General features: G+C 42.1%; 17 protein-coding genes, 1 tRNA gene, 1 other RNA gene and 1 pseudogene. 10 read left to right on the top strand and 10 right to left on the bottom strand.

Features of this window, described 5'->3' with window-relative positions:
* Window positions 1-436 precede the first annotated feature (436 nt).
* The 3 genes from PSE7429_RS03590 to PSE7429_RS03585 all read left to right on the top strand — a co-directional run bounded on the left by PSE7429_RS03590 (window position 437) and on the right by PSE7429_RS03585 (window position 1,797).
* Window positions 437-1,177, top strand: a complete 741-nt coding sequence (locus PSE7429_RS03590) for a DUF554 domain-containing protein (protein ID WP_009625691.1) — start codon at window positions 437-439, stop codon at window positions 1,175-1,177.
* A 214-nt stretch (window positions 1,178-1,391) separates the two neighbouring features.
* Window positions 1,392-1,578, top strand: a non-coding RNA gene (gene ssrS, locus PSE7429_RS24140) — 6S RNA.
* Window positions 1,579-1,723: 145 nt separating this feature from the next.
* Window positions 1,724-1,797 (top strand) — tRNA-Met (locus tag PSE7429_RS03585).
* Window positions 1,798-2,020: 223 nt separating this feature from the next.
* Here PSE7429_RS03585 and PSE7429_RS03580 read toward each other — a convergent pair.
* From PSE7429_RS03580 to PSE7429_RS03545, 8 genes are all read right to left on the bottom strand, one after another.
* Window positions 2,021-2,281 carry a hypothetical protein gene (locus PSE7429_RS03580; RefSeq protein WP_009625690.1) on the bottom strand — a complete coding sequence of 87 codons (261 nt, stop codon included), beginning with the start codon at window positions 2,279-2,281 and terminating at the stop codon, window positions 2,021-2,023.
* A 51-nt stretch (window positions 2,282-2,332) separates the two neighbouring features.
* Window positions 2,333-3,739: a PP2C family protein-serine/threonine phosphatase gene (locus PSE7429_RS03575; RefSeq protein ID WP_009625689.1), complete on the bottom strand. Its 1,407-nt coding sequence runs from the start codon at window positions 3,737-3,739 to the stop codon at window positions 2,333-2,335.
* Window positions 3,740-4,008: 269 nt separating this feature from the next.
* A complete protein-coding gene (gene ftsY / locus PSE7429_RS03570) occupies window positions 4,009-5,643 on the bottom strand; it encodes a signal recognition particle-docking protein FtsY (protein ID WP_009625688.1) in 1,635 nt (544 codons plus the stop codon).
* A 270-nt stretch (window positions 5,644-5,913) separates the two neighbouring features.
* Window positions 5,914-7,320, bottom strand: coding sequence for a CHAT domain-containing protein (locus PSE7429_RS03565; protein WP_009625687.1), 1,407 nt, complete (start codon window positions 7,318-7,320; stop codon window positions 5,914-5,916).
* 197 nt (window positions 7,321-7,517) lie between these two features.
* Entirely contained in the window at window positions 7,518-8,777 is a 1,260-nt protein-coding gene (locus PSE7429_RS03560) for a tetratricopeptide repeat protein (RefSeq protein ID WP_009625686.1), read from the bottom strand.
* A 3-nt stretch (window positions 8,778-8,780) separates the two neighbouring features.
* A complete protein-coding gene (locus tag PSE7429_RS03555) occupies window positions 8,781-9,488 on the bottom strand; it encodes a DUF928 domain-containing protein (protein ID WP_009625685.1) in 708 nt (235 codons plus the stop codon).
* 31 nt (window positions 9,489-9,519) lie between these two features.
* Entirely contained in the window at window positions 9,520-11,706 is a 2,187-nt protein-coding gene (locus tag PSE7429_RS03550) for a CHASE2 domain-containing protein (RefSeq protein ID WP_009625684.1), read from the bottom strand.
* A gap of 162 nt (window positions 11,707-11,868) precedes the next feature.
* A complete protein-coding gene (locus PSE7429_RS03545) occupies window positions 11,869-13,224 on the bottom strand; it encodes a helix-turn-helix domain-containing protein (protein ID WP_009625683.1) in 1,356 nt (451 codons plus the stop codon).
* A 349-nt stretch (window positions 13,225-13,573) separates the two neighbouring features.
* Here PSE7429_RS03545 and PSE7429_RS03540 point away from each other — a divergent pair, with 349 nt between their 5' ends.
* On the top strand, window positions 13,574-14,041 hold the full coding sequence (locus tag PSE7429_RS03540) for a hypothetical protein (RefSeq protein ID WP_009625682.1): 468 nt from the start codon (window positions 13,574-13,576) through the stop codon (window positions 14,039-14,041).
* 3 nt (window positions 14,042-14,044) lie between these two features.
* Window positions 14,045-14,338 carry a hypothetical protein gene (locus tag PSE7429_RS03535; RefSeq protein ID WP_009625681.1) on the top strand — a complete coding sequence of 98 codons (294 nt, stop codon included), beginning with the start codon at window positions 14,045-14,047 and terminating at the stop codon, window positions 14,336-14,338.
* A gap of 424 nt (window positions 14,339-14,762) precedes the next feature.
* On the opposite strand, the gene hisI is transcribed toward PSE7429_RS03535, so the two are convergent.
* Window positions 14,763-15,101, bottom strand: a complete 339-nt coding sequence (hisI, locus tag PSE7429_RS03525; RefSeq protein ID WP_009625679.1) for a phosphoribosyl-AMP cyclohydrolase — start codon at window positions 15,099-15,101, stop codon at window positions 14,763-14,765.
* Between the two features lie 213 nt (window positions 15,102-15,314).
* On the opposite strand from hisI, the gene PSE7429_RS03520 reads away from it, so the two are divergent.
* Window positions 15,315-15,974, top strand: coding sequence for a flavin prenyltransferase UbiX (locus PSE7429_RS03520; RefSeq protein WP_009625678.1), 660 nt, complete (start codon window positions 15,315-15,317; stop codon window positions 15,972-15,974).
* On the top strand, window positions 15,971-16,537 hold the full coding sequence (locus tag PSE7429_RS25895; protein ID WP_009625677.1) for a LapA family protein: 567 nt from the start codon (window positions 15,971-15,973) through the stop codon (window positions 16,535-16,537). The genes PSE7429_RS03520 and PSE7429_RS25895 overlap by 4 nt, the downstream gene beginning before the upstream one ends.
* A gap of 251 nt (window positions 16,538-16,788) precedes the next feature.
* On the opposite strand, the gene PSE7429_RS03510 is transcribed toward PSE7429_RS25895, so the two are convergent.
* Entirely contained in the window at window positions 16,789-17,736 is a 948-nt protein-coding gene (locus PSE7429_RS03510; RefSeq protein WP_009625676.1) for a F0F1 ATP synthase subunit gamma, read from the bottom strand.
* Between the two features lie 271 nt (window positions 17,737-18,007).
* On the opposite strand from PSE7429_RS03510, the pseudogene PSE7429_RS03505 reads away from it, so the two are divergent.
* The 3 genes and pseudogenes from PSE7429_RS03505 to PSE7429_RS03495 form a co-directional block, all read left to right on the top strand.
* Window positions 18,008-18,820: pseudogene (locus tag PSE7429_RS03505) on the top strand (thiazole synthase); the annotation flags it as partial.
* Window positions 18,821-18,999: 179 nt separating this feature from the next.
* Window positions 19,000-19,548 carry a photosystem II reaction center PsbP gene (gene psbP / locus PSE7429_RS03500; RefSeq protein ID WP_009625674.1) on the top strand — a complete coding sequence of 183 codons (549 nt, stop codon included), beginning with the start codon at window positions 19,000-19,002 and terminating at the stop codon, window positions 19,546-19,548.
* Between the two features lie 33 nt (window positions 19,549-19,581).
* On the top strand, window positions 19,582-20,736 hold the full coding sequence (locus PSE7429_RS03495; protein WP_009625673.1) for a PP2C family protein-serine/threonine phosphatase: 1,155 nt from the start codon (window positions 19,582-19,584) through the stop codon (window positions 20,734-20,736).
* Window positions 20,737-20,817 lie beyond the last annotated feature (81 nt).

Raw genomic sequence — 20,817 nt, 5'->3', positions numbered from 1 at the left:
TCAAAAAGTTGCAAAGGTTTACAGGAGTATAAGGATCTACAAATGTTTTATGGGGATCGTAAGTATATATGCTCGTTTATAGATCCATCGAATGGATAAAATACAGATTAATGAAAAAAATAGTAGTGCTAAAAAGGATGGGCGACGCGGAGCGTCGCCCATCCTTTTTAGCACTACTAAAAGAATAGATGAAAAAATCATTTGTACTCGAAGGATGAGAGATGGTTATAGGATATAAATTCCTTATTTCAATAGTGAAATTCGCTAGTGAAATTCGCTCACATGAAAGGCTCACATGAAAGAATCTAAGTACCTCAGCATAATTAAAATCCCGATCTAAAACCTGCGGCGCACGCGCCGCAGGTTTTAGGGTTTTATATTTAATTATGTCAAGCTACTTATTCATTCGTGTTCATTGCAGATTAATTATAACTAAATGCTAGATTTTTGGACAAAAACCAGTGGAACTTGGATCAATGTCTTGGCGATCGCTATTGGTACGGGTTTAGGATTAATCCTACGCGGTCGGTTCCTCTCCCAAATTTTACCTATCCTTAAGCAGGCGATCGGGCTAATTACGATATTTGTAAGCTTTAATATGGCAAATAGTTTGCTGAAGATTAAAGCTGGTGTTTTGGATGGTGTCATCCTTTCGCTGATTTCGTTAATTCTTGGTGGCACGATTGGCGAGCTAGGACAAATTGAAAAGCGATTAGAAGCGATCGGTGACTGGTTGAAAGCGAAATTTAAGGGCAAGGGTAAATTTACCGAAGGGTTTGTGGCGGCTAGTCTATTGTTTTGTATTGGACCAATGGCAATTATTGGCAGTCTCAATAATGGGCTTAGGGGTGACGATAATCTTCTAGTGCTCAAGTCGGCTCTAGATGGATTTATTTCCATTGTGTTTGCGAGTACCTACGGTGTGGGGGTGGGTTTTTCCACTTTGCCCGTTGCGATATATCAAGGTTTTATGTCTCTGCTTGCGGGGAATTTAGCTCAAAGTCTGCCTGATCCCGCTAATGCTCCGTCAGTGTTAATTATTACGGGAGTGGGCGGATTAATGTTGTTAGGCTTGGGGCTAAATCTTTTAGAACTAGCTAAAGTGAGGGTTGCCTCTTTTCTACCTGCTTTAGCGATCGCCCCCCTAGTCTATTGGCTAGCAGATAGCCTGAAATAGTATTTATAGCTGCCGTCAACTGCTTCAGGACAAACCCCAAGAGAGGGTTGCCACGCTCCGCGTGGCAACCCTCTCTTAGGGTTTAAATTTTTTTAACAAGACTGGCGGTAGCTAGAAGTAGCTAATCTCTGGCGCATGTATAGCGTTCGCCAGAGAGCTTGGGGTTTTGAGCCCAAATCTTACATTGATGTTATTTATGCTATAAATTACTTAAGCTCCTCTGTGGCGTGCGTGACTACCGATAATGTGTCTTGATCGATAATTGTTTTCTAGGAGTCTTAGCAGTCTTCGCCGCAGTAAACCAGACTTGCATCTGGGAACTTAAGTTAGGTTAAGCGCCTTGGCTCCACCTGGTTTTACCGGGTCAAACAACTGAGGTAAGACGGCGTTGCGGAGGGGTGACCCAACCTATGGCACTATCATTTAACTTGGTAATGCGGGGATTATATAATGTGAAAGTTATAGGGTTTCAAGCCAATATCAAATAAAATTTTTAAAAGTGCTTGCAATTCTATAAAACCATGTTATATTAGCTAAGCGAAACAACGCGGGGTAGAGCAGCCTGGTAGCTCGTCGGGCTCATAACCCGAAGGTCGATGGTTCAAATCCGTCCCCCGCCATTTAACAACAGAACCCCTGCATTGGCAGGGGTTCTGTTCTTTTAACTGTTTTATATATAGCTGCCGCCAGTCTTGTTATACCCTCAAAAAAAAGATGAGTAGCGCCGCTACTCATCTTTTTTTGAGGGTGAATTTCAAAACCTTATTGGGTTTGTTTTTTAATTCAATGAAGTGTTGGCTTCACTTCATTGAATTGGTATAGGGTATGAGTATATTTAGCTGCTTATGAGTTGGTAATGCTTCTAAATAGATACCCAACTATCACACCAATAATGAGAGCCCATATTTGTCCAGTTTTGACAAAGTTATCCCAACCTCTCCCAACATCTCCCATGACATCTTGTTTAAATTGTTGAGCCAGTAAATCCATGTTTATATGGGCTTGAATATCAGCAACGGGGAGGTTGCTAGCGAGATTGATATGAGTTGGGTTAAGAGCCGATAGGTCGGTACTGACTACTAAATGTTGAGCAAAATCAAGCATAGTTTTCGAGGATGTGTTTTCAGGATTAATTTAAATTACTCTAGTAATTTACTAGAGTAATTTACTAGAGCTTTGCTCTAAGGTTTTGTCGTTTATGTGCAAAACTACCAGAGTCATGTCATCAGTATGAGTATGCCCTTCTCCAATAAAGTTTTGTACTTCTTGGAAGATGTAGTCAAGAATCATTTGGGGGCGGGTTACATCATCGGAAAGCGGAAAACAATTTTGGCAAGCCCAGTCTAAGGCTTTACGAAGATTTTCTTCATCAAAGCGATCGCCTTCAGGGCTTGCAGCCTCCGTAAACCCATCCGTATAGTAAATAACTACATCTCCCGAATTTAAATTGGTACTACGCTCTTCATATTTGGAACCAGCTTCCAAACCAATCAAAGCGCCCATCGTGTCGAGGGCATGGACAGATCGAGTCTTGGCGCGCCAGTGCAAGGCAGGGGTATGGGCAGCATTACTAAAGGAAAGAATCTGGGTTTCGGGATCGTACTCCGAATAAAACATGGTTACGAAGCGATGGGATTTTTCCAAATCTTCATACATCACTTCATTGAGGTGTTCCAGAATTTTGCTGGGGGAATGGTTATTTAATACCTCAGCACGCAACATTCCTCTAGTCATGGTCATGATTAAGCCTGCGGGTACGCCCTTGCCCATGACATCGCCAACGACAAAGCTCCAGCGATCGCCTTTTTGAATGGGGATAAAGTCATAGTAGTCACCGCCAACTCGACTAGCCGTCGAGCAACGTGCCGAGATCTCAATCCCTTGAATCTTGGGACAGTTGCGTGGCAAGAGTTGGCGTTGGATTTCTGCGCCGATCTCCATCTCGCGATCTTGGCGCTCTTTTTTGATTAATTCGGTTGTGAGTTCGTGATTTTCTAGCCCTACCGAAGTTTGATCGGCAACGAGGCGCATCAAAGTGCGCTTATTGTCTGTCCATACATAATCAGGCTTGCGACTAAATATATAGAGGCGACCACGCACAGAATTTTTGACTAATACGGATGTGCCAAACAAATGGACATCAGCGCCTAGATACCGACTGACCATCTCATCGAGAGCAGTTGGGCTGCCAGTTAAAACCTGCTGAATGGCTCGCTCGATCGCCGTTCTGACCTGCTGGGCTTTCATGCCACCTTGATTACGTTCGGGGCAATGCAGTGACTCTAGACGGATTTGTCCGCTTGCTTTAAATAAAATTAGTGCGCCACCATCGGAGTCAGTTACACGACTGGCAATTAGGGGAATTAATTCTAAAAATTGGTTGAGGTTACTAAAGCTGCGGAGAGCGTAACCCAAAAAGCTAAGTAGCTCATGGATTTTGTTTTGATCTTGACTCATGCGTCTGAGCAGATCTTTGAGATCCTTCATCACCATTACAGAGGCATTGTCTGGATCTGGCTGTGGTGGGAGGGATCTATTTCTAGGTGGCAATGATAGGGACATACCAATGCTGCAACGCTAGGTGGTTAGTATGAAAGCTAATTTAGTCCAATAGTGTAGCCTTAGTTGGACAAAAATTAACAGGCGATTTCAGTAATTTGCTAAAAGTTATTTCAGAAGACTTATCTCACGATATCGATTTGGTCAATTCCGTACGCAAATTACGCAAATTACTAAGTGCTTGTGCAAAATAAATTACCAAAACCGTAAAGTTGCGCCCCGTAGGGGCGCAACTTTACGGTTTGAGTTTGTAATTAATTATGCCCAGCTACTTAGTTACTCAATAGGGCTTCTACAAATTCATAGCTGGAGAATGGGCGCAGATCTTCGATCCCTTCGCCAGCGCCGATAAATCTGATGGGTAGCCCTAGTTGCTGTACTACCGCGATCGCTACGCCACCCTTTGCCGTGCCATCGAGTTTAGTAAGGATCACACCTGTAATTCCTGCGGATTGGGCAAATACTTCTGCTTGCTTGAGTCCATTTTGTCCTAGGGTTGAGTCGAGTACTAGCAGGGATTCGATCTTTGCCTCGGCAGACTTTTTATCAACGATACGGCGAATCTTGCTGAGTTCCTCCATCAGATTTTTTTTGTTTTGCAGTCTACCTGCGGTATCGACGAGTAATAACTCCGTACCTCTGGCTTGGGCGGCACTGATGGCATCAAAGACAACAGCGGCAGGATCGGCATTTTGGGCGGGATTGCAGATCACATCTACATTCGATCTTTGTCCCCAACTCTTGACCTGTTCAACGGCGGCGGCTCGGAAGGTGTCGGCTGCGGCAATTAGGGTTTTGTAACCCGACTTTACGCTTAGGTGCGAAAGTTTACCGATAGTTGTGGTCTTACCTGCCCCATTCACACCCGTGATCAACCAGATATTTAATTGGCTTTTTTCTGGGATCAGCATGGGTAGGGGAGATTCTCCTTTATTGTTGACATCCAGCATTTCGCGCAAAATTTGTTTGAGATAGGCGATCGCTTCTTCAGGAGGCAAAACTTCCTTACGCAGTTTTTCCTGTAACTTGGCAATAATTAGATCCGTTGCCTTCACGCCTACATCAGCCTGTAATAACAAAGCCTCAATGTCATCAACGGAATCGGCACTAAGCGGTCCTTGTCCGACGATCGCCTTGAGTTGATTGACTAGAGAGAGGCGAGTTTTGTCTAAACCTTGGCGCAGTCGATTGAGCCATGTGATTTCCTCGACGGAAATTTCTTCAGGACGACGACCCTGAGAGGCAAGTACTTCCGCCGACCAAATAAAGTCATCATCAAACTTGATGGTGGCTCGGCGGCGAGGTGCGGGTTTAACTTCTGGCTCTGGTTCGATAATGGCCGTGGCTTCAAGGGCTGCAATGCGAGCTAGGCGATCGCTTTCGGATTGCAGCCAAAAGGGGACAGGTGCGGTTTCAGCGATCGTTTCTATCTTTTCTATCTTTTCTATGTCAGTGGCGATCGGTGCAGATTCCGCTGTCGCGAGTTCTTGAGATATAACTACAGAATTTTCTGGTGACTCTGTGGGAATGAGTTCAGGCTCGGTTGCTGAAATTGGCGCAACTTCTTGTGGGGCAATTTCTACCGTTGCAATTGCGGGTTCGGCGATCGGTGGCTCTGTAATTTCTAACTTGTTAGGATCTTCTGGCACAACAGATCGCTCTTCAGATTCAGCAGATTCAGCAATTTCTGGAGCGGGCTGTGCTTCGATTACATCTGCTTGCTGCTGGACATTTGCATAGGCTGCTTTTGCCCAGTTCAATAAATCTTGAGAGGCAGGCGATACGGTAGAGCCAGAATCGACAGCTTCCGATTCTGGTGCTTTTGCTTCAGTTTGGACTGGCTCTACAGGTTGACTATTTGCATCTTTGTCGTCATCAAACTTTCGCCGAAACCAGTTAAACACCATACTAATAACCTCGCGCAATGCCTCAATCTATAATCAGTCCAATAGTTGCAGATAGTAAGTGCCATTTAAGTAGCTAGGCATAATTAAAAAACAAATTCAAAATCTGTGGTGCAAGCGCAGCGTACACGAAGGCTTTGGGTTTTATATCTAATTGCACTTAGCTAATTAAATCCTACTATTGAATTTATTATCAGCCTACTAAGCTAGTTTACGGTGTATGGGTTACTAGCACTAAGTCCGATCTAGACGGTTTCCCGAAATACGTCAATTCTAATCTCTAGAGCCAATAAGGGTAAATGCTGCCCAATTGCGTGGATGGGGATATGATTTCATTGTCGCTAGCATGGCATTTCGCAAAGCCTTAGCGCGATCGCTACTACTTTGCATATTTTGATAAAAGTTCACCATTAGTTGCGACGTTTCCGCATCGGGCACAGACCATAGCGACACGACAATACTGGGAGTCCCAGCTAAGATAAAGGCTCTCGACAAACCAATCACACCGTCACTTGTAACTTTGCCCTTAGCTGTATTACAAGCGCTTAGTACAACTGATTTTGCTTTGAGGTTCAGTTGTAATATATCGGTGGCGGTGAGTTTGTTGTTAGCTAAAGCGATCGCGCTATCTAGTCCATGCTCAGAATCAAAGGTTCCATGGGCTGCAAGGTGGATAATTTGGGCATCGGCTATTTTAGCAAGGATTGCTTGTTTGGTCGCCTCCTTACCAATAATTGCTTCAGTTTTTTGTAGGTTAGAAATGTCTCTTGCTTCCTGCTCTGCTTGGCTTAAATCTTCAGTGGGGTTCCCCACAATCAAAAAGTTTTTACCTTTAGGAGCAAGGCGCAGCCGCTCGGTATATTCTAAAATTTGGATTGATGGTGCGTAGGAAATAGTATGCTTCTCGATTAAGTATCGACCAGATTGATCTCTAAGAGCGGCAAATGGAATCAAGAAAAGCGCGTTATGGGGAACAAAAACAACCTGAGCATTGGGATCGGATGGTAAAAATTCTTCAATTGGTTTGATGAGCAAATCGTAGAGTGACTTTAATTCATCTGGTATATTATCCAATTGCTCAGGAGATAAGGTTGGTGGAGGGTTTGGTATGCGACCATTTGGTTTTGAGAGATTCCTTTGCAGCTCCTCAATTATGGATAAGAGCAGTTTTTTATGCTCAAGTTCCCATCTATACACATCGAGTTTGCGGAAAGTGATTAGCCCTTTGGGCGAGATCACCCAAACATAGATATCGCCACTGCTAAGGGCAAGCTGATTGGAGCCAATGGTTTCTTGTTTGATAAAGGAATAGGAAACAATCGTAATATTTTGGTTGCGAGCGATATTTTGGAGATCTTGAACTTTAACCGATGGCTCTCTAAGTTTTGGGTTGATTTGGAGGGAGTCTCTGGACAATTTACTTGACAATAAAGCAACAAAAGCCCTTGCGCGTCCCTGTTCTGCCGCTTCTAGCGCTTCAGGATACTTCTGTATCGCAACTCTTACTTGTTGCAAAGCTTGATAGGTGATATTTTGAGTTTCAAATAGTGAAATGCGATAGGATTCCCGATCCTCTAGTCCTACTCTCAGTTTTTCCCAAACAGCGATCGCCTCTATCAAGGTATTTTCAGCTTGAACATATTCTGAACTGTATTTGTAGGAAAGCCCTAAATTATGCAAAGCACGACCATAGGCTAAAGGATCTCCCGAACTCCTAGCAACTTCGACTTGGGTCTTTGCACCATCTACAGAGAATCTCCCAAAACGAAATGATGACTCTCTGATGAGATCGTTTAACTCTTCACCAATAGATCGAGGCTTGGACTGCTTGAATTTATGAAAGAGTGAATTTAAATTTGGAATGGCTTCGATACTAGCTAGTTTTTTTTTGATTTAGACTTTCCACCAATGGAATTAGTAATATCTCGCATTTCTACGTTGATGTTGTTCAAATCCATCAAATCTTGGGGGCTTAAACGTTGCAAGACAGGGAATTTCTTAGGGTTTTGCTGTACATCTTCCATTAATCCTTGGAGTTCCTTAAGATTTTGGAGCATTTCTGACATACCACCATTTATTTTTTGCAACGATGGATAAGCACCTATAAGGTCTCCACTTCTGAGCTTTGGTGTAGCATTAGCCAAGTTCTGAATTACTTGATCTAGGTTGTTAGCAGCTTTACCGACTATAGCAAAGCTAGGATCGATTGATAGGATTCGTTCTATCTTTCTGATACTAACACTCGCTTTTTGCAAGATTGGCGCAAATCTATCAAGTAAGTTAGTAAGCCCTACTAAATCTCCTGATACTGCCTCTAATCTACTGGGTGCGTTGGCGATTTCTGGCTCTTGAGGAAAATTTCCTAATGTTTTCGCCTGATCGTAATATTGTTTTGCGACACTAAGGTTTCCCAGTTTAGTAAGGTTGTTGCCGATCGCCGTTAGAGTCATTGCTTCTGCCTGTCGATCACCTATTTGAGTGGCAATAATTCGACAATATTGCAATACACCAATTGCCTCACTATATTTGTTTTGTTTTTCATAGAGTTCTGCTAGTTTAAACCTAGGTTCAAACTGAACAAGTAAAGAAGGGCTGTTAATCCCCTCATTAGAAATAGCTACTGCTAATTCTAACTGTTTAGAAGCTTTATCGTAATTTCCTAGATTGGTATATACAATCCCTGATCCTGTTAGCGAAAGAACTCGTAAACGAGATTGCATTACTCTTTTTTCTACAGATGCCGGCTCTCCAGCAAGTTGGGAGAGTATTTGTAGTCCTGAATTAAATGAGCGTTCTGCATCTAGATATTTCCCACTTTGGTCGTAAATTCTACCAATACCGACAAGTACAGCCACTTGAGATTCCTGATCTTGGTTTTGATTTGCTAGTTGTAGAGCTTTCTGGTAGATAGAAATTGCTTCTTGGAATTTTTTCTGGTTTAATTTCTCGTCCCCTGCTTGTACTAGACTATTAAGCTCGCTCTGGTATGCGAAGTTAGCTTGTGTGATCAACAACTTTGCCTGAGAACTAGATGAGTGATTTGCCTGAGGATTTGATTTGGCGATCACTTTTGGCACCTTTCCGAAAAGATATATAGAGGTTAAAGCTAGAGCAACTAGAATATGCAAAGATTTCATGGTTTATGGCTTAACAAGTGATTGGGGCTTAAAAATTGGCTGATTGATGATGCTTCCTAAACCTTCATTGGTAAGGACTTGCTGCCAAAGGCTTTGGTTTTGAGGTAAAGATTTGGCAATTTCATCTAGTAATTCTAACCAGATGCCGTATTTTTGATAAAAAATAATGCGATCGCTTGTGGTAGTAGCATTATTTAGCTCTAGCATCTGTTCTGGAGTGAGTCGATCCTGATAAACCCAACCATTAACGATACGACTATCAGGATTGGGCTTATTGGAACAGAAATATTCTAATTCCCAAAAATAGTTGACACGAGGTTTGATCTCATCGATTACAGGTAAAGAGACCGTGAAAATTCCTGCTTGATCGGTTCTAGCTATATTTTGACTGTAGATAAGGGTATTGGATTTGCGAGACTTGCTCAATCGGAACTGGTAGTTCCCTTTAGCATAGGGAGTATAAAATCGAAAAACTGGACTTTGAGAGAGAGTAGCTGTTTGTCCGTTTTTAGCAGTTAAGGCGGTCAATTGTGGTACGCCAGCAACCAAAATAGGGCAATCTCCGCGATCGCCAGTTGGATGAGTTTTTCCCGTTGAGGTTGTTGAGGTCGTTGAATTTGTAGACTGTTGAGCAATAATAATTGATGGAGAAATTGGTTGAGCATTACTAGATTCAAGCACTGCAAATAAGGCATAAAAAAAGATGCTCATCAAAGTACTAAAAGTGAACGTAGATTTGATTTTAGAATTTATTAGATGAGTTATTAGATGATTTAAAGTGCTCACATATTCCCCATAGATTTGTAAATTTATACTGATATCGAGTATAGATAAATCCACCAAAATTTGCAATGATCGCTACAATAATAATTGGGACATATCCTAACCATATCCCTTGTGTTATGAGAATAAAAGAACAGATATTGGATAAAGAAATTATTAAGATTGAAATCGTAATAACTTGTCCCATTCTTGAATTGATGCGCCATCCAAGAAATCCACTAATACAAGCAACACCGAGCGTCCATAGGAAATCTACTATAAAGCTGGCCGGACTTAAGATTGGACGTTCTCCTTTAGCTATACTAATCAATTGGCTGATCCTATGTGCCGTTAATTCCACGTTGGAAACCTCTACTAGATTGCCGTAAGGTGTAATATTGATTGCACCGCGATCAATACTAGCTCGACCAATTAAAATAATGCGATCTTTTATTAAGTTAGAGGTTTTTTTTGCAGATAGAAACTGTTTTATAGAAATAGTTTGAGCGATATGGGGTGAGCGATAATCGAGCATAATCTGGAATAGGTTGTTAAATTCTTCCATCTTGCTATCCTGATAAGCACCCTGCCCTATTTCCAAGCTTTGAAATGTTGCTTTTCCTAAAGTATAGTTTTTATCCGTCATCGGATTTATGGATTTATAGTCGCTTTGTAAATCGCTTCGCAAATAATGATGCGCAATTAATAGACTAAATGATGCGGTTGCTTTACATTCGTCCATTGGTGAATTGCGATAAATTAACAAATGACGACGGAGGGTATCATCCTGATCTAGGGGAGTATTCCCAAAACCTAGATCTGTATTTGGTTTTGGCGAAAAAGGATAACTTAATTTTTTGCCATCGCTGTCAGCATGTTCGCATAAGCCAAATATGTTCGCATGTTGTTGATAAATTTTTTTTAGCTTCGCGAGGCTCTCAGGGTTAGACTTTCTCTCTTCATCACGAATTAATGGAATGCCAATTACCCTTGGATGCTCATCCACGAGCTTTGATAATATATCCACTAAGTCTTGATCGGAGATTGCTTTAATATCACGGGGGACATCTATTATTAATATGCGAGGATCTGCTCCTAAATCTGGTCGCCTCTGAATCATTTGATCATAGGCTTTCAGTTCTAGATTTTGTAATGAGCCTGTTGATCGCACAAATAATGTCCCAAATGTGGCGATCGCCGCAATAATTAGGACAGCCGTAACTTGGGTCAAACCATTCCACTGCGCATATTTTTGCCGTAGTGATTGCGCTAATAATTTAGCCTCTTTGTGTAAGTTCCTAGCATTGAGATGACGTTTGGTATGATCGGGATTAGTTGCTTTGAGGAGAAAATCGGTAAGTTCGGTTGGAAATTGCGATCGCCAATTGTTAGCAAGCTGGGGAGGAATTTGTCCTGTTATTGTTGATAGTATAGTTTGACCTAGGCTATAGAAATCGGAAGCAAATAGAGCCTGACCGTTTTGTTGTTCGGGAGCAACATAACCAAAGGTATATTGCCGAGTTAGGGACTGAGTATCAAATTCAACAGGATATCTACTGTCAGTGAGCATTGATGCTCCGAAGTCAATTAGCTTAATATTCCCATTGGGAGTAATCATGATATTTGCTGGTTTAATATCACAATGAATAATTTTTTGTTTATGTATATGTTGCAATGCTTTGGTAAGTTGTTCTAGCCAATCGGCAACTTCCCTATAAGTGATCTGCGATCGCAAAGGTGGATAGCGACAAAATAGAAATTGCCAAAGGGATTTCCCAAAAGATAGTTTTCGATTATTAGTTTGATCGATTTCTGTAAATGACTTGGTAATCAGATTCTCTAAGCTAATTCCCTCCACTTTTTCCATTACAAAAAAATGGTGATCGATAAAACTATCTTCCTCTAGCATCTCTTTGGGATAAATGGCTTCTACTCTAACAATGAGATCGCAGTTTAGATCATTCAGATCCCAGAGATTCAAAAATTCTTTGCGAAATAGTTTTATATGTTCAGTATCTTGGCTATTAAGGACTTTGATTGCTTTTGTTTTCCCCTTAGCTAGCGAATCAGTAACCTCCCATACCTCAGCAAAACGACCCTTACCCAACTGCTTAATTAATTTATAGCGATTTTCGAGAACCTTTTTTTCATAGAGATCTTCCATCATATTATTTGGGTAAAAATACTTAGTATTGTTTATGCTTATTCCCTTCCCAGTGAGGGATTATACGTTGCGGCGCGAAGCGCCGCAACGTATAATTTTGGATTTTCGATGTATATTTCTTTGGTGAGAAGGGAGTAGTATTATTCATGGGCAATACAAAAACTATTACTTCCCTAATAAATATTGTAGATTAGCGATCGCATTGTTGATCTCTATATTTTGCTCTTTGGTCTTAGATTGCAGTTGATTTAATGCCTGCATGAGAATATTTTCATAGCGAGAAAAACGAGCTCGTAATTTAATTTGTTCATTGGTTAGATCGAGATAGTATAACCAAAGTATTTGATTCAAACTATTCGCAGCGATTGCCCTGATTTCACGAAAAAGTTCTTCTTGCAACTTTTTTTCGGCGCATATTTGCACTGTAGTCCTGAGACTAATTTTACTTCCATCTTTTCGTAAAAGTACTCGGCGATTCAGCTCTTGAACTGCTTCACTCACCGCATTACCATCAATTAGTATGGTATTACGTTCGGTAAAGGCATCCCGAATATCGGGATAGGGAATAGCTACCTTTCGTAATGCTAGCCAATACAAAACCTCTGATTCTAAAGGCGTTAATCGTTCGATAATGATCTTAATCTCTTGGCTAAATTTACCAGTAAATGTAGAGTTCTTTCCTAAATAGCTTGCTAGATCTCCATCATATAATTCTAAAATATCCTGTAATGCTAATTTTAATCCCCAAGGATTACCTTCATATTTTTGAATCAGCAATTTTACTAGTCGTTCATCTGTTTGTGGAGATAGCCCTTCACCCTGTAAAAGAGCGATCGCCGCAGATTCCTCTAGTCCCTGTAATTCTAGAAGGCGAGGACGAGGATCCCAATTAAGATATTCTTTAGGGCGCTCTTGACTAGTGACAATTACGCAACTCTTATACTTAGCTTTGACTAGTTCATTTAAGAATGGAATATATTCTTCACTTGCTGTATCAAGATTGTCTAATATGACTAGGTATCTTTTGTCCTCTTTTAGAAGATTAATTATTTGTGCGATCGACATTTCGGGATTTAGAAGCACGTCTTCAAACTTCTCAGATATGTGACGGACAAATGATCTAATAAGAGAGCTTTTACCTATGCCCACAAAGCCTACAACAAAGACTAGTTGATTGCGATCGCTATATTCAGAAAGCCTGCGTAATTCCTCCTGACGACCTAATAGGCTTTCCACGGAAGGGAAATGATCGATAATAGGTTGTCCAACAGAACTATTGGATTTATTCTTCCAATTTGGATAAACAATTTCCGTTAGGGTTCCAGAATCTATCTTAAGAGCGTTGGCAATTTTTTCAAGTGTTTCCACTTTAGGATTACGCACTAGTTTATTTAGTAATCTCCATACTTGCGAGTCACTAACTCCTGATAGCCTAGCTAACTCAAATCGATCTATCCCTTTTTTTTGGAGTTGATCTTTAAGATAGTCACTAAGCTTTTGAAGTTGATTCCTTCCAGCCATATAAAATTGAATTCTTATCAAAAATTTGTATTTGGATTAAATCATAACTTTTTACTAGCGATAATGCAATCTTTATCGATATAGACCTGTTTAGATAATTGAGAGTGGGGACTAAAATATACGCTTTATATTGATAAAAATGCGTAAACTTGTCTATCTTCCCTTGGCTGATTAGCACCGAATATTTCCCATAAGAGATTTGATGATTAACTATTTCCTGAAAGAAATTGCTTGATTTCTTTCAGGAAATAGTTAAAAAAATTGTTGAAAATGTAAAGAATGACATGCTATTTGTTGAGCAGAGATTAATTCTAATCTTCATTCTTTTTGAAACTGGATAATTACGAATATGAATCTAAAACTAGTTGGAAGATTTGCAGCAACTACTATTTTCCCAGCAATTTTGAGCTTGGTATATTCGTCTCTGCCTGCTAATGCAGAAAATAGAGCTGTCTCACTAATTGGCGGCAAGCAGATTGAAGTTATTGATGAGGTTTTTATCAATACTTCTCAGGCTGATAATGGTCAATTGGTATCAGAAATCATGTCTATTTCTGATAGCCGATACAAAGTTGAAGACGTTGTACAAGGCTCTGGTAGTTATATTCTCCAAACTTCTGATTCCAATGAGTCTTCTATTGCATCCATTGAGAGAATTCGAGATTGTTTGAAATCTCGTCCACAATTGTATACATTGGCAAAAGTCAAAAATGTATCTACGGGCGAAATTAAAACATTGGGAATTCCATTAAAATTCAATGGTGAGCACGGTACAATCAGACTCAATGCAAAAGGTAAACCTATTTGCCCAGCTTGAAGAATGGATGTTCAATGTGATGCGATAATTAAGGTGATTCTTTCACCACAGGAAAATAGATTAGCAAGTCAACAGGGTTTGATGGACATTTCCCTGATTGGTGATGGAGATCCATCTTCTCCTGATACTGATAAGCTTTGGCGTTTATGTGGTCGATCACATATCTCCCTTGCTGACTTACTGCTGGGTGTACAGGTATCTGCCGATAGCGATCGCCTTGGCTTGCTTGGGTGGCTTCAAGAGGAAGTGCGATCGCAATGTGCGATTGTCAAGGAAGGACTCAATCAATGCGGATAAACTGAGATTGTATGCTTCCTCCGTTGTAACAACTAAAAAAGAGAAAGATGGGTTTGTCATCTTTCTCTTTTTGTATTGCTAAAAAAATCAAGAATAAGCGGAACTTTGCTCCGCCCATTTTTATTCCATAAATAGGGGCGATGGTCATCTCAAGAGTGATCGACATATTTGCGCCTTTTTTGTTGGTATAAAATGGGCATTTCAGAATCCATCCCCCATTGGCTGACCAATACTCCCTCTACCTGAAAAGCCCTTCTGGTTTACATTTCAAAGATCCTGTGAAAAGTAAGATATATTTACTTGTCAGAGCCTATGCTTCAGTAAGAAAAATAGATAGGACAAATCAAACCACAAGAGACAAGTGGCAGCGCTTTGCGCTGCCACTTGTCTCTTGCGGGTTATGTCCTATCTATCTCTTTCGTTGCTATAAATTGAGTGGAACCTCGGTAAAGAAACAACTTCTTGCACCTGTATGACAGGCGATCGCCCCAATTTGCTCGATCTTGACTAAAATTACATCGCGATCGCAATCGTAATAGAGGTGCTTTAGTTTTTGGATATGTCCTGAGGTCGCACCCTTGTGCCATAACTCTTGGCGCGATCGGCTCCAATAATGAACTTCACCCGTAGCAACTGTGCATTCCAAGGCTTGACGATTCATCCAAGCCATCATCAAAATCGTGCCATCTTGCCAGTCTTGAGCGATCGCAGGAATTAGCCCTTGCGTGTCATATTTGAGATTTTCGATCCAGTTATTGGTCATGTTTTTAGGGATTGAGCATATTGTATAACCATCGCCAGATAGGTTTGGACAAAATCTCCACCACAATTTTTATGGGTGGAGCTTCCCCCTGCAAGTCTCTTTGGGGCTTGCCCTAATATACCTAGCGACAGCTATAAGCTTAGCAAACAGGGATATGATGGAGATAATGTCTAAAATTCAGCGCAAAATCTAGCGCAAAATCAACAACATCAGATGCAAGATCAAAAGGCGATTGTATTAGGGGTTTCTGGGGCATCAGGCATGATTTATGCCGTGCGATCGCTCAAATTTTTGCTAAATAATAACTACAATGTCGATCTGGTGGCTTCTAAGGCAGCAATGATGGTTTGGCAGTCCGAGACTAATGTTGCCATGCCCAGCAATTTGCGATCGCAGGAACAATTTTGGCGCGATCGCAGTGAGGCAGACGGTGGCAGGCTAATTTGTCATCAATGGGCGGATGTGGGGGCAACGATTGCCAGTGGTTCCTTTAGGACTTTAGGAATGTTGGTGATTCCTTGCAGTATGGCTACGGTTGCCAAAATTGCCCATGGGCTGAGTTCCGATTTGTTGGAACGCGCCGCCGATGTACATCTCAAGGAAGGAAGAAGATTGGTAATCGTTCCTCGTGAAACGCCCTTAAGTTTGATCCACCTACGCAATCTCACCACCCTAGCCGAAGCAGGGGCAAGGATCGTACCTGCCATCCCCGCTTGGTATCACAATCCCCAAACGATCGAGGACTTGGTTGATTTTGTGATCGTAAGAGCGCTCGATCAACTGGATATTGATGCCGATTTAATCCAACGCTGGCAGGGTAAAATGCCCTCTGGTATTGTTTCGGGTATTGCCCTAGGAGAATCAGGATTATGACGCGATCGCCATTTACCTCCAAACCCAATACTAAGCCCTCCAATCAAGGCTCGCTAGGTACGATCGCGATCGTCCAGCTAGTCATTCTATGCGCTTGCATTACCTTGGGGGCGGCGATCTTTGTCCAAAACTTCCCAACTGCGGTACAGATTTTCTTTTTGGGACAAAAAACGATCGCTATCCCTTTGAGCGTAGCCATGCTTGTGGCTTTCATCGGTGGCGGTATTCTTGCCCTAGTAATCAATGCGATCGCCTCTTGGAGGCATAATCTCCTCCTTCGTCGCGCTGTAGTTGCGGCTGGATATGACAAAGCACCTCAAGAACAGGGCAGGGCTGAGTTTACTAAACAAGAATTTAGTGCCGATAATCGCGCCTATGATGAGTATGAGGAAGAAGGGGACGAGTATGAGGAGGAAGAGGATGAATATGAAGAAGACGATGAAGAGGAGGAAGATGACGATCCCGACACCGTTCCCTATGGCGATCGCCTAAATATAAAATCAAGGAAATCGGATCGACCAAAACGCGATCGCCCGCCCCTTGATGCCAAATTTATCAAGTAAGTAATACCAATTTCCAAAAGTGTGGCTACACTTTTGGAAATTAAAAACCAAATCCAGTAAGGGTTTTAAAATCACAAAATGGCGTAGCCATTTTGTGATTTGGTATAACTAGGCATAAGTAAACTTAAAACCTAAAAGAGCATACCGTCCGCTACGCGGGCGGTATGCTCTCTGGTTTTGGTTTTTAATTATGCTGAACTACTTAGAAATAAAAAAGCGGCTTTCAAAAGCCGCTTTTTTATTTGCTGGTATTATGTCAACGCGGCAGCGCCACCAACAACTTCCAAAATTTCTTGAGTAATAGCCGCTTGACGAGCCTTGTTGTACTGCAAGGTTAGAGCCTTGATCAAGTCTCCTGCATTCTCACTAGCATTATTCATCGCGGTCATCCTTGCGGCTAGTTCGCTAGCTACGGATTCTTGCAAAGCACGGAGAATCTGATTGCTGAGATAAAGAGGTAATAGGGCATCGAGAATTTGTTCGGGATCTTGTTCAAAAATTAACTCTTTGGGCAATTCCTTAACAGTGATCTCCCGCTTTTCGCGTTCGACTTGGAATTTACCGCCACGGGTAATTAGGCGGAAAATTTCGTCATCTTGAGGTTCTAAACCTTGAGGCTCAAGGGGCAATAGGGTTTGGACTACTGGGCGCGAGCTAATTAAAGACACAAAGCGGGTGTAAATCAACTCTACACGGTCAATTACGCCTGCTAAAAATGCTGAGGTAATTTCATCGCCGATCGCATTGGCTTCCGCTGCGTTAGGGATTTGATTTAAGTTAGCAAATTTGGCGGCGATCGGTTGATCGCGGCGGGAAAAATACTGCACCGCTTTACGACCAACTAAAATAAAGGTGTAATTTAACCCTTGTTCTTTTAGTTCTCTAGCACGGGCTTCAGCACGGCGGATAATAGTTGAGTTATAGCCACCACAAAGACCGCGATCGCCAGAAATTACTAGAAGACCAACAGTTTTAACAGGACGCTTATCCAGTAGGGGCAGACTAACATCCTCAAAAGCGATGCGCTGCTGGAGACGATATAGAACTTGAGCGAGACGGTCGGCAAAGGGACGGGTGGCAAGAACTTGTTGCTGGGCGCGTCTGACCTTTGCGGCGGCGACAAGACGCATTGCTTCAGTAATCTTGCGAGTATTCTTAACAGTGCCGATGCGATCGCGGATAGATTTGAGGTTAGCCATGAAACTAAATTGCTACTTGCTATTGAATACTATGGAAAATTTGGAATATCACAGAAGACACGTAAGTATCCTAAGTATCTTAATAAAAAATTGCGCCTTCAAACCGCAAACTAATATATATCCTTGAAATTGATTATCGTAGGAGTAAATGCACTTAAGTGCATTTACTCCTACAAATCTAGAAGCCAACTTTTAACTCCTCGATATGATCGCCTCCTCCCCTTCTTTTAACCCAATTTTTACGATAAACAACCAAATATCTGATGCCGATGCTAATTTTGACGAAGGATCGGCAGATATACTTGAAATTGCGGGACGTAAGTTCCGATCACGGCTCATGACTGGTTCGGGCAAGTATTCTAACTTTGAAGTCATGCGTCAGGCGATCGCGGCAAGTGGTTGTGAAATTATCACCGTGGCAGTGCGGCGTGTCCAGACCAATGCCGCAGGACATGAAGGACTTGCTGAGGCTATTGACTGGAGCAAATATTGGCTTTTACCGAATACGGCTGGTTGCCAGACCGCCGATGAAGCGGTGCGCGTGGCTAGACTGGGGCGCGAGATGGCTAAAATCTTGGGGCAAGAAGATAATAATTTTGTCAAGCTTGAAGTAATTCCCGATCTGAAATATTTGCTGCCCGATCCTCTTGGCACTTGCAAAGCAGCAGAGCAATTAGTCAAAGAAGGGTTTGCTGTATTGCCCTATATCAATGCCGATCCACGCTTGGCGAAAACCCTTGAAGAAATAGGTTGCGTTACGGTGATGCCCCTAGGTTCTCCCATTGGTTCAGGGCAAGGGCTAAATAATGCTGCCAATATTTCCATCATCATTGAGGAAGCTAAGGTTCCTGTGGTGGTTGATGCTGGTATCGGTGTACCCAGTGAAGCAGCCGCAGCCATGGAGTTAGGAGCCTCAGCTTTATTGGTAAATACGGCGATCGCCTGTGCTAGCAATCCTGTCGCGATGGGACGGGCAATGGGGATGGCAACTGAAGCAGGTCGTGCAGCTTATCTGTCTGGTCGTATCCCTGTCAAACCCTATGCTAGTGCTAGTTCCCCCCTCACAGGACTAGTCAAGAGCTAGAAAAATAGCGCAAAGCGCTATTTTCCTAGCTTAGAGTATCTCAGGCTCACCGAGGAGTCTAAGGTACTGTATTCTAGTATTGGCAAGTCTTACAAAGTAGTTAGCACCCAATAGGCTTGATTGTTTTTTGATAAGATTCTCTAGTATTTTTGCTATTTATTTCACTAAATTCTTTAATCATGCTCAAACGCGCTGTCTCTACCTTACTTGTAGTATTTGCTTTATTTCTGACCAGTTGTGCTAGTACTCCTACAAGTGGTCTAGTACCATTTGCCGATAGCAAAGATGGCTACCGCTTTTTATATCCCAATGGTTGGACAGAAACTAAAGGCAACTCCGCCATTGATATCCTGTTCCACGACATCATTGAACCCTCAGAAAACGTATCTGTTGCCATTAGCAAACTAGAAACCGTCAAAAGCCTTGAAGAAATTGGTAATCCTGAAGCAATTGGTTTGCGCTTAAAAGAGCGCGTAGTTGCCCCTGAAGGTTCTGGTCGTCAAGCCAAACTTCTCAGCGCAACTCAGAAAGAATCTGGCGATCGCAACTATTACACGTTTGAATATGCAGTTGAACGGTTACAGGGTGCTCCCCGTCACGATCTCGTGACTGTATCCACCAATCGTGGTAACCTCTACACTCTCAGCATTTCTAGCTCTGAAAGACGTTGGGATAAAGTCAAAGATTTATTTGCTAGAGTTGCCAAATCTTTCACCATCGACGAATAGCAACAGATAGCTTTGTAAGCTTTGTACAGCAATATGCCGCAAATTCTCATCATTGATGATGATCCAACGATCAGAATGACCCTTCAGAGATTTCTCAAGAGTCAAGGTTATGACGTGGTTATAGCAAAGGATGGCGAGGAAGGATTAATCAAAGCTAGAGAGCTAAATCCGTCTTTAATTATTTGTGATTGGATGATGCCCATCCTTGACGGGCTAGAGGTATGTCGCCAAATTAAAAGCAGCGTCGAACTGTCCCATATCTATCTCATTTTATTGACAGCGAGAGACCAAGAGGGAGACTTGGTGCGTGGGTTGGAAATGGGAGCCGATGACTTTTTGAGTAAACCGCCTCGGATCAATGAGTTACGCGCAAGGGTTAGAGCGGGGCTAAGACTCTATCAAGCAACTGAAGAAATCCAAAGGCAAAAGCGCTTAATCGAGCAAGAGTTGTCCCAAGCCTCACAGTATGTGCGATCGCTTTTACCTGCGCCGATCGAAGGCAGTATTTCGATTCAGTCGAGTTTCCTCCCATCTACCCAGCTTGGTGGTGACAGTTTTGATTATTTCTGGCTTGATAAAAATCATTTAGCCCTGTACTTACTCGATGTATCAGGTCATGGGGTTGGCTCAGCGTTGCTTTCGGTTTCCGTGTTAAATTTAATGCGGACGCGCAGCCTCAGACGGAGCAGGACATCTCAGGACACAACTAATTTCTACAGTCCCAGTGAGGTGTTACAGGATCTCAATAATACTTTTCAGATGTCTGTACATAATGAGATGTATTTCACGATCTGGTATGGGGTGTATGACAAGCAAGAACGCAAATTAATCTATGCCAGTGGAGGACATCCTCCAGCCGTATTAATTTCTAATCAGGAAATTCCTAAAATTAAATTATTAAAAACGGCGGGACTACCCATCGGCATGATGCCTGATATTAATTACCAAGAACAGGTATGCGAGATTGATACGAGTAGCAGGTTGTATTTATTTAGCGATGGTGTCTACGAAATTCCCCAAGAAGACGATAGCATCTGGGGATTTAATGCCCTCATCGATACTTTTATCCGCACTCCTAGCGATCGTTCCTCAAGAATCGACCATATATTAGCCTGTGTTAAAGAAGCTGCCCATAATCGTCCTTTTGAAGATGATTTATCACTCCTAGAGGTTGAGTTTCATATTTAAAGAAAAAGAGTCGTTTTGCGGCTCTTTTTCTTTATAGTTGCTTGTACAAAAAATTACTAAAACCCGTAAAGTTGCGCCCCG

Source organism: Pseudanabaena biceps PCC 7429, assembly GCF_000332215.1.
GTDB lineage: Bacteria > Cyanobacteriota > Cyanobacteriia > Pseudanabaenales > Pseudanabaenaceae > Pseudanabaena > Pseudanabaena biceps.
Note: the sequence above shows the minus strand (reverse complement) of the source record. Positions and strands in the feature narration are given on the sequence as shown.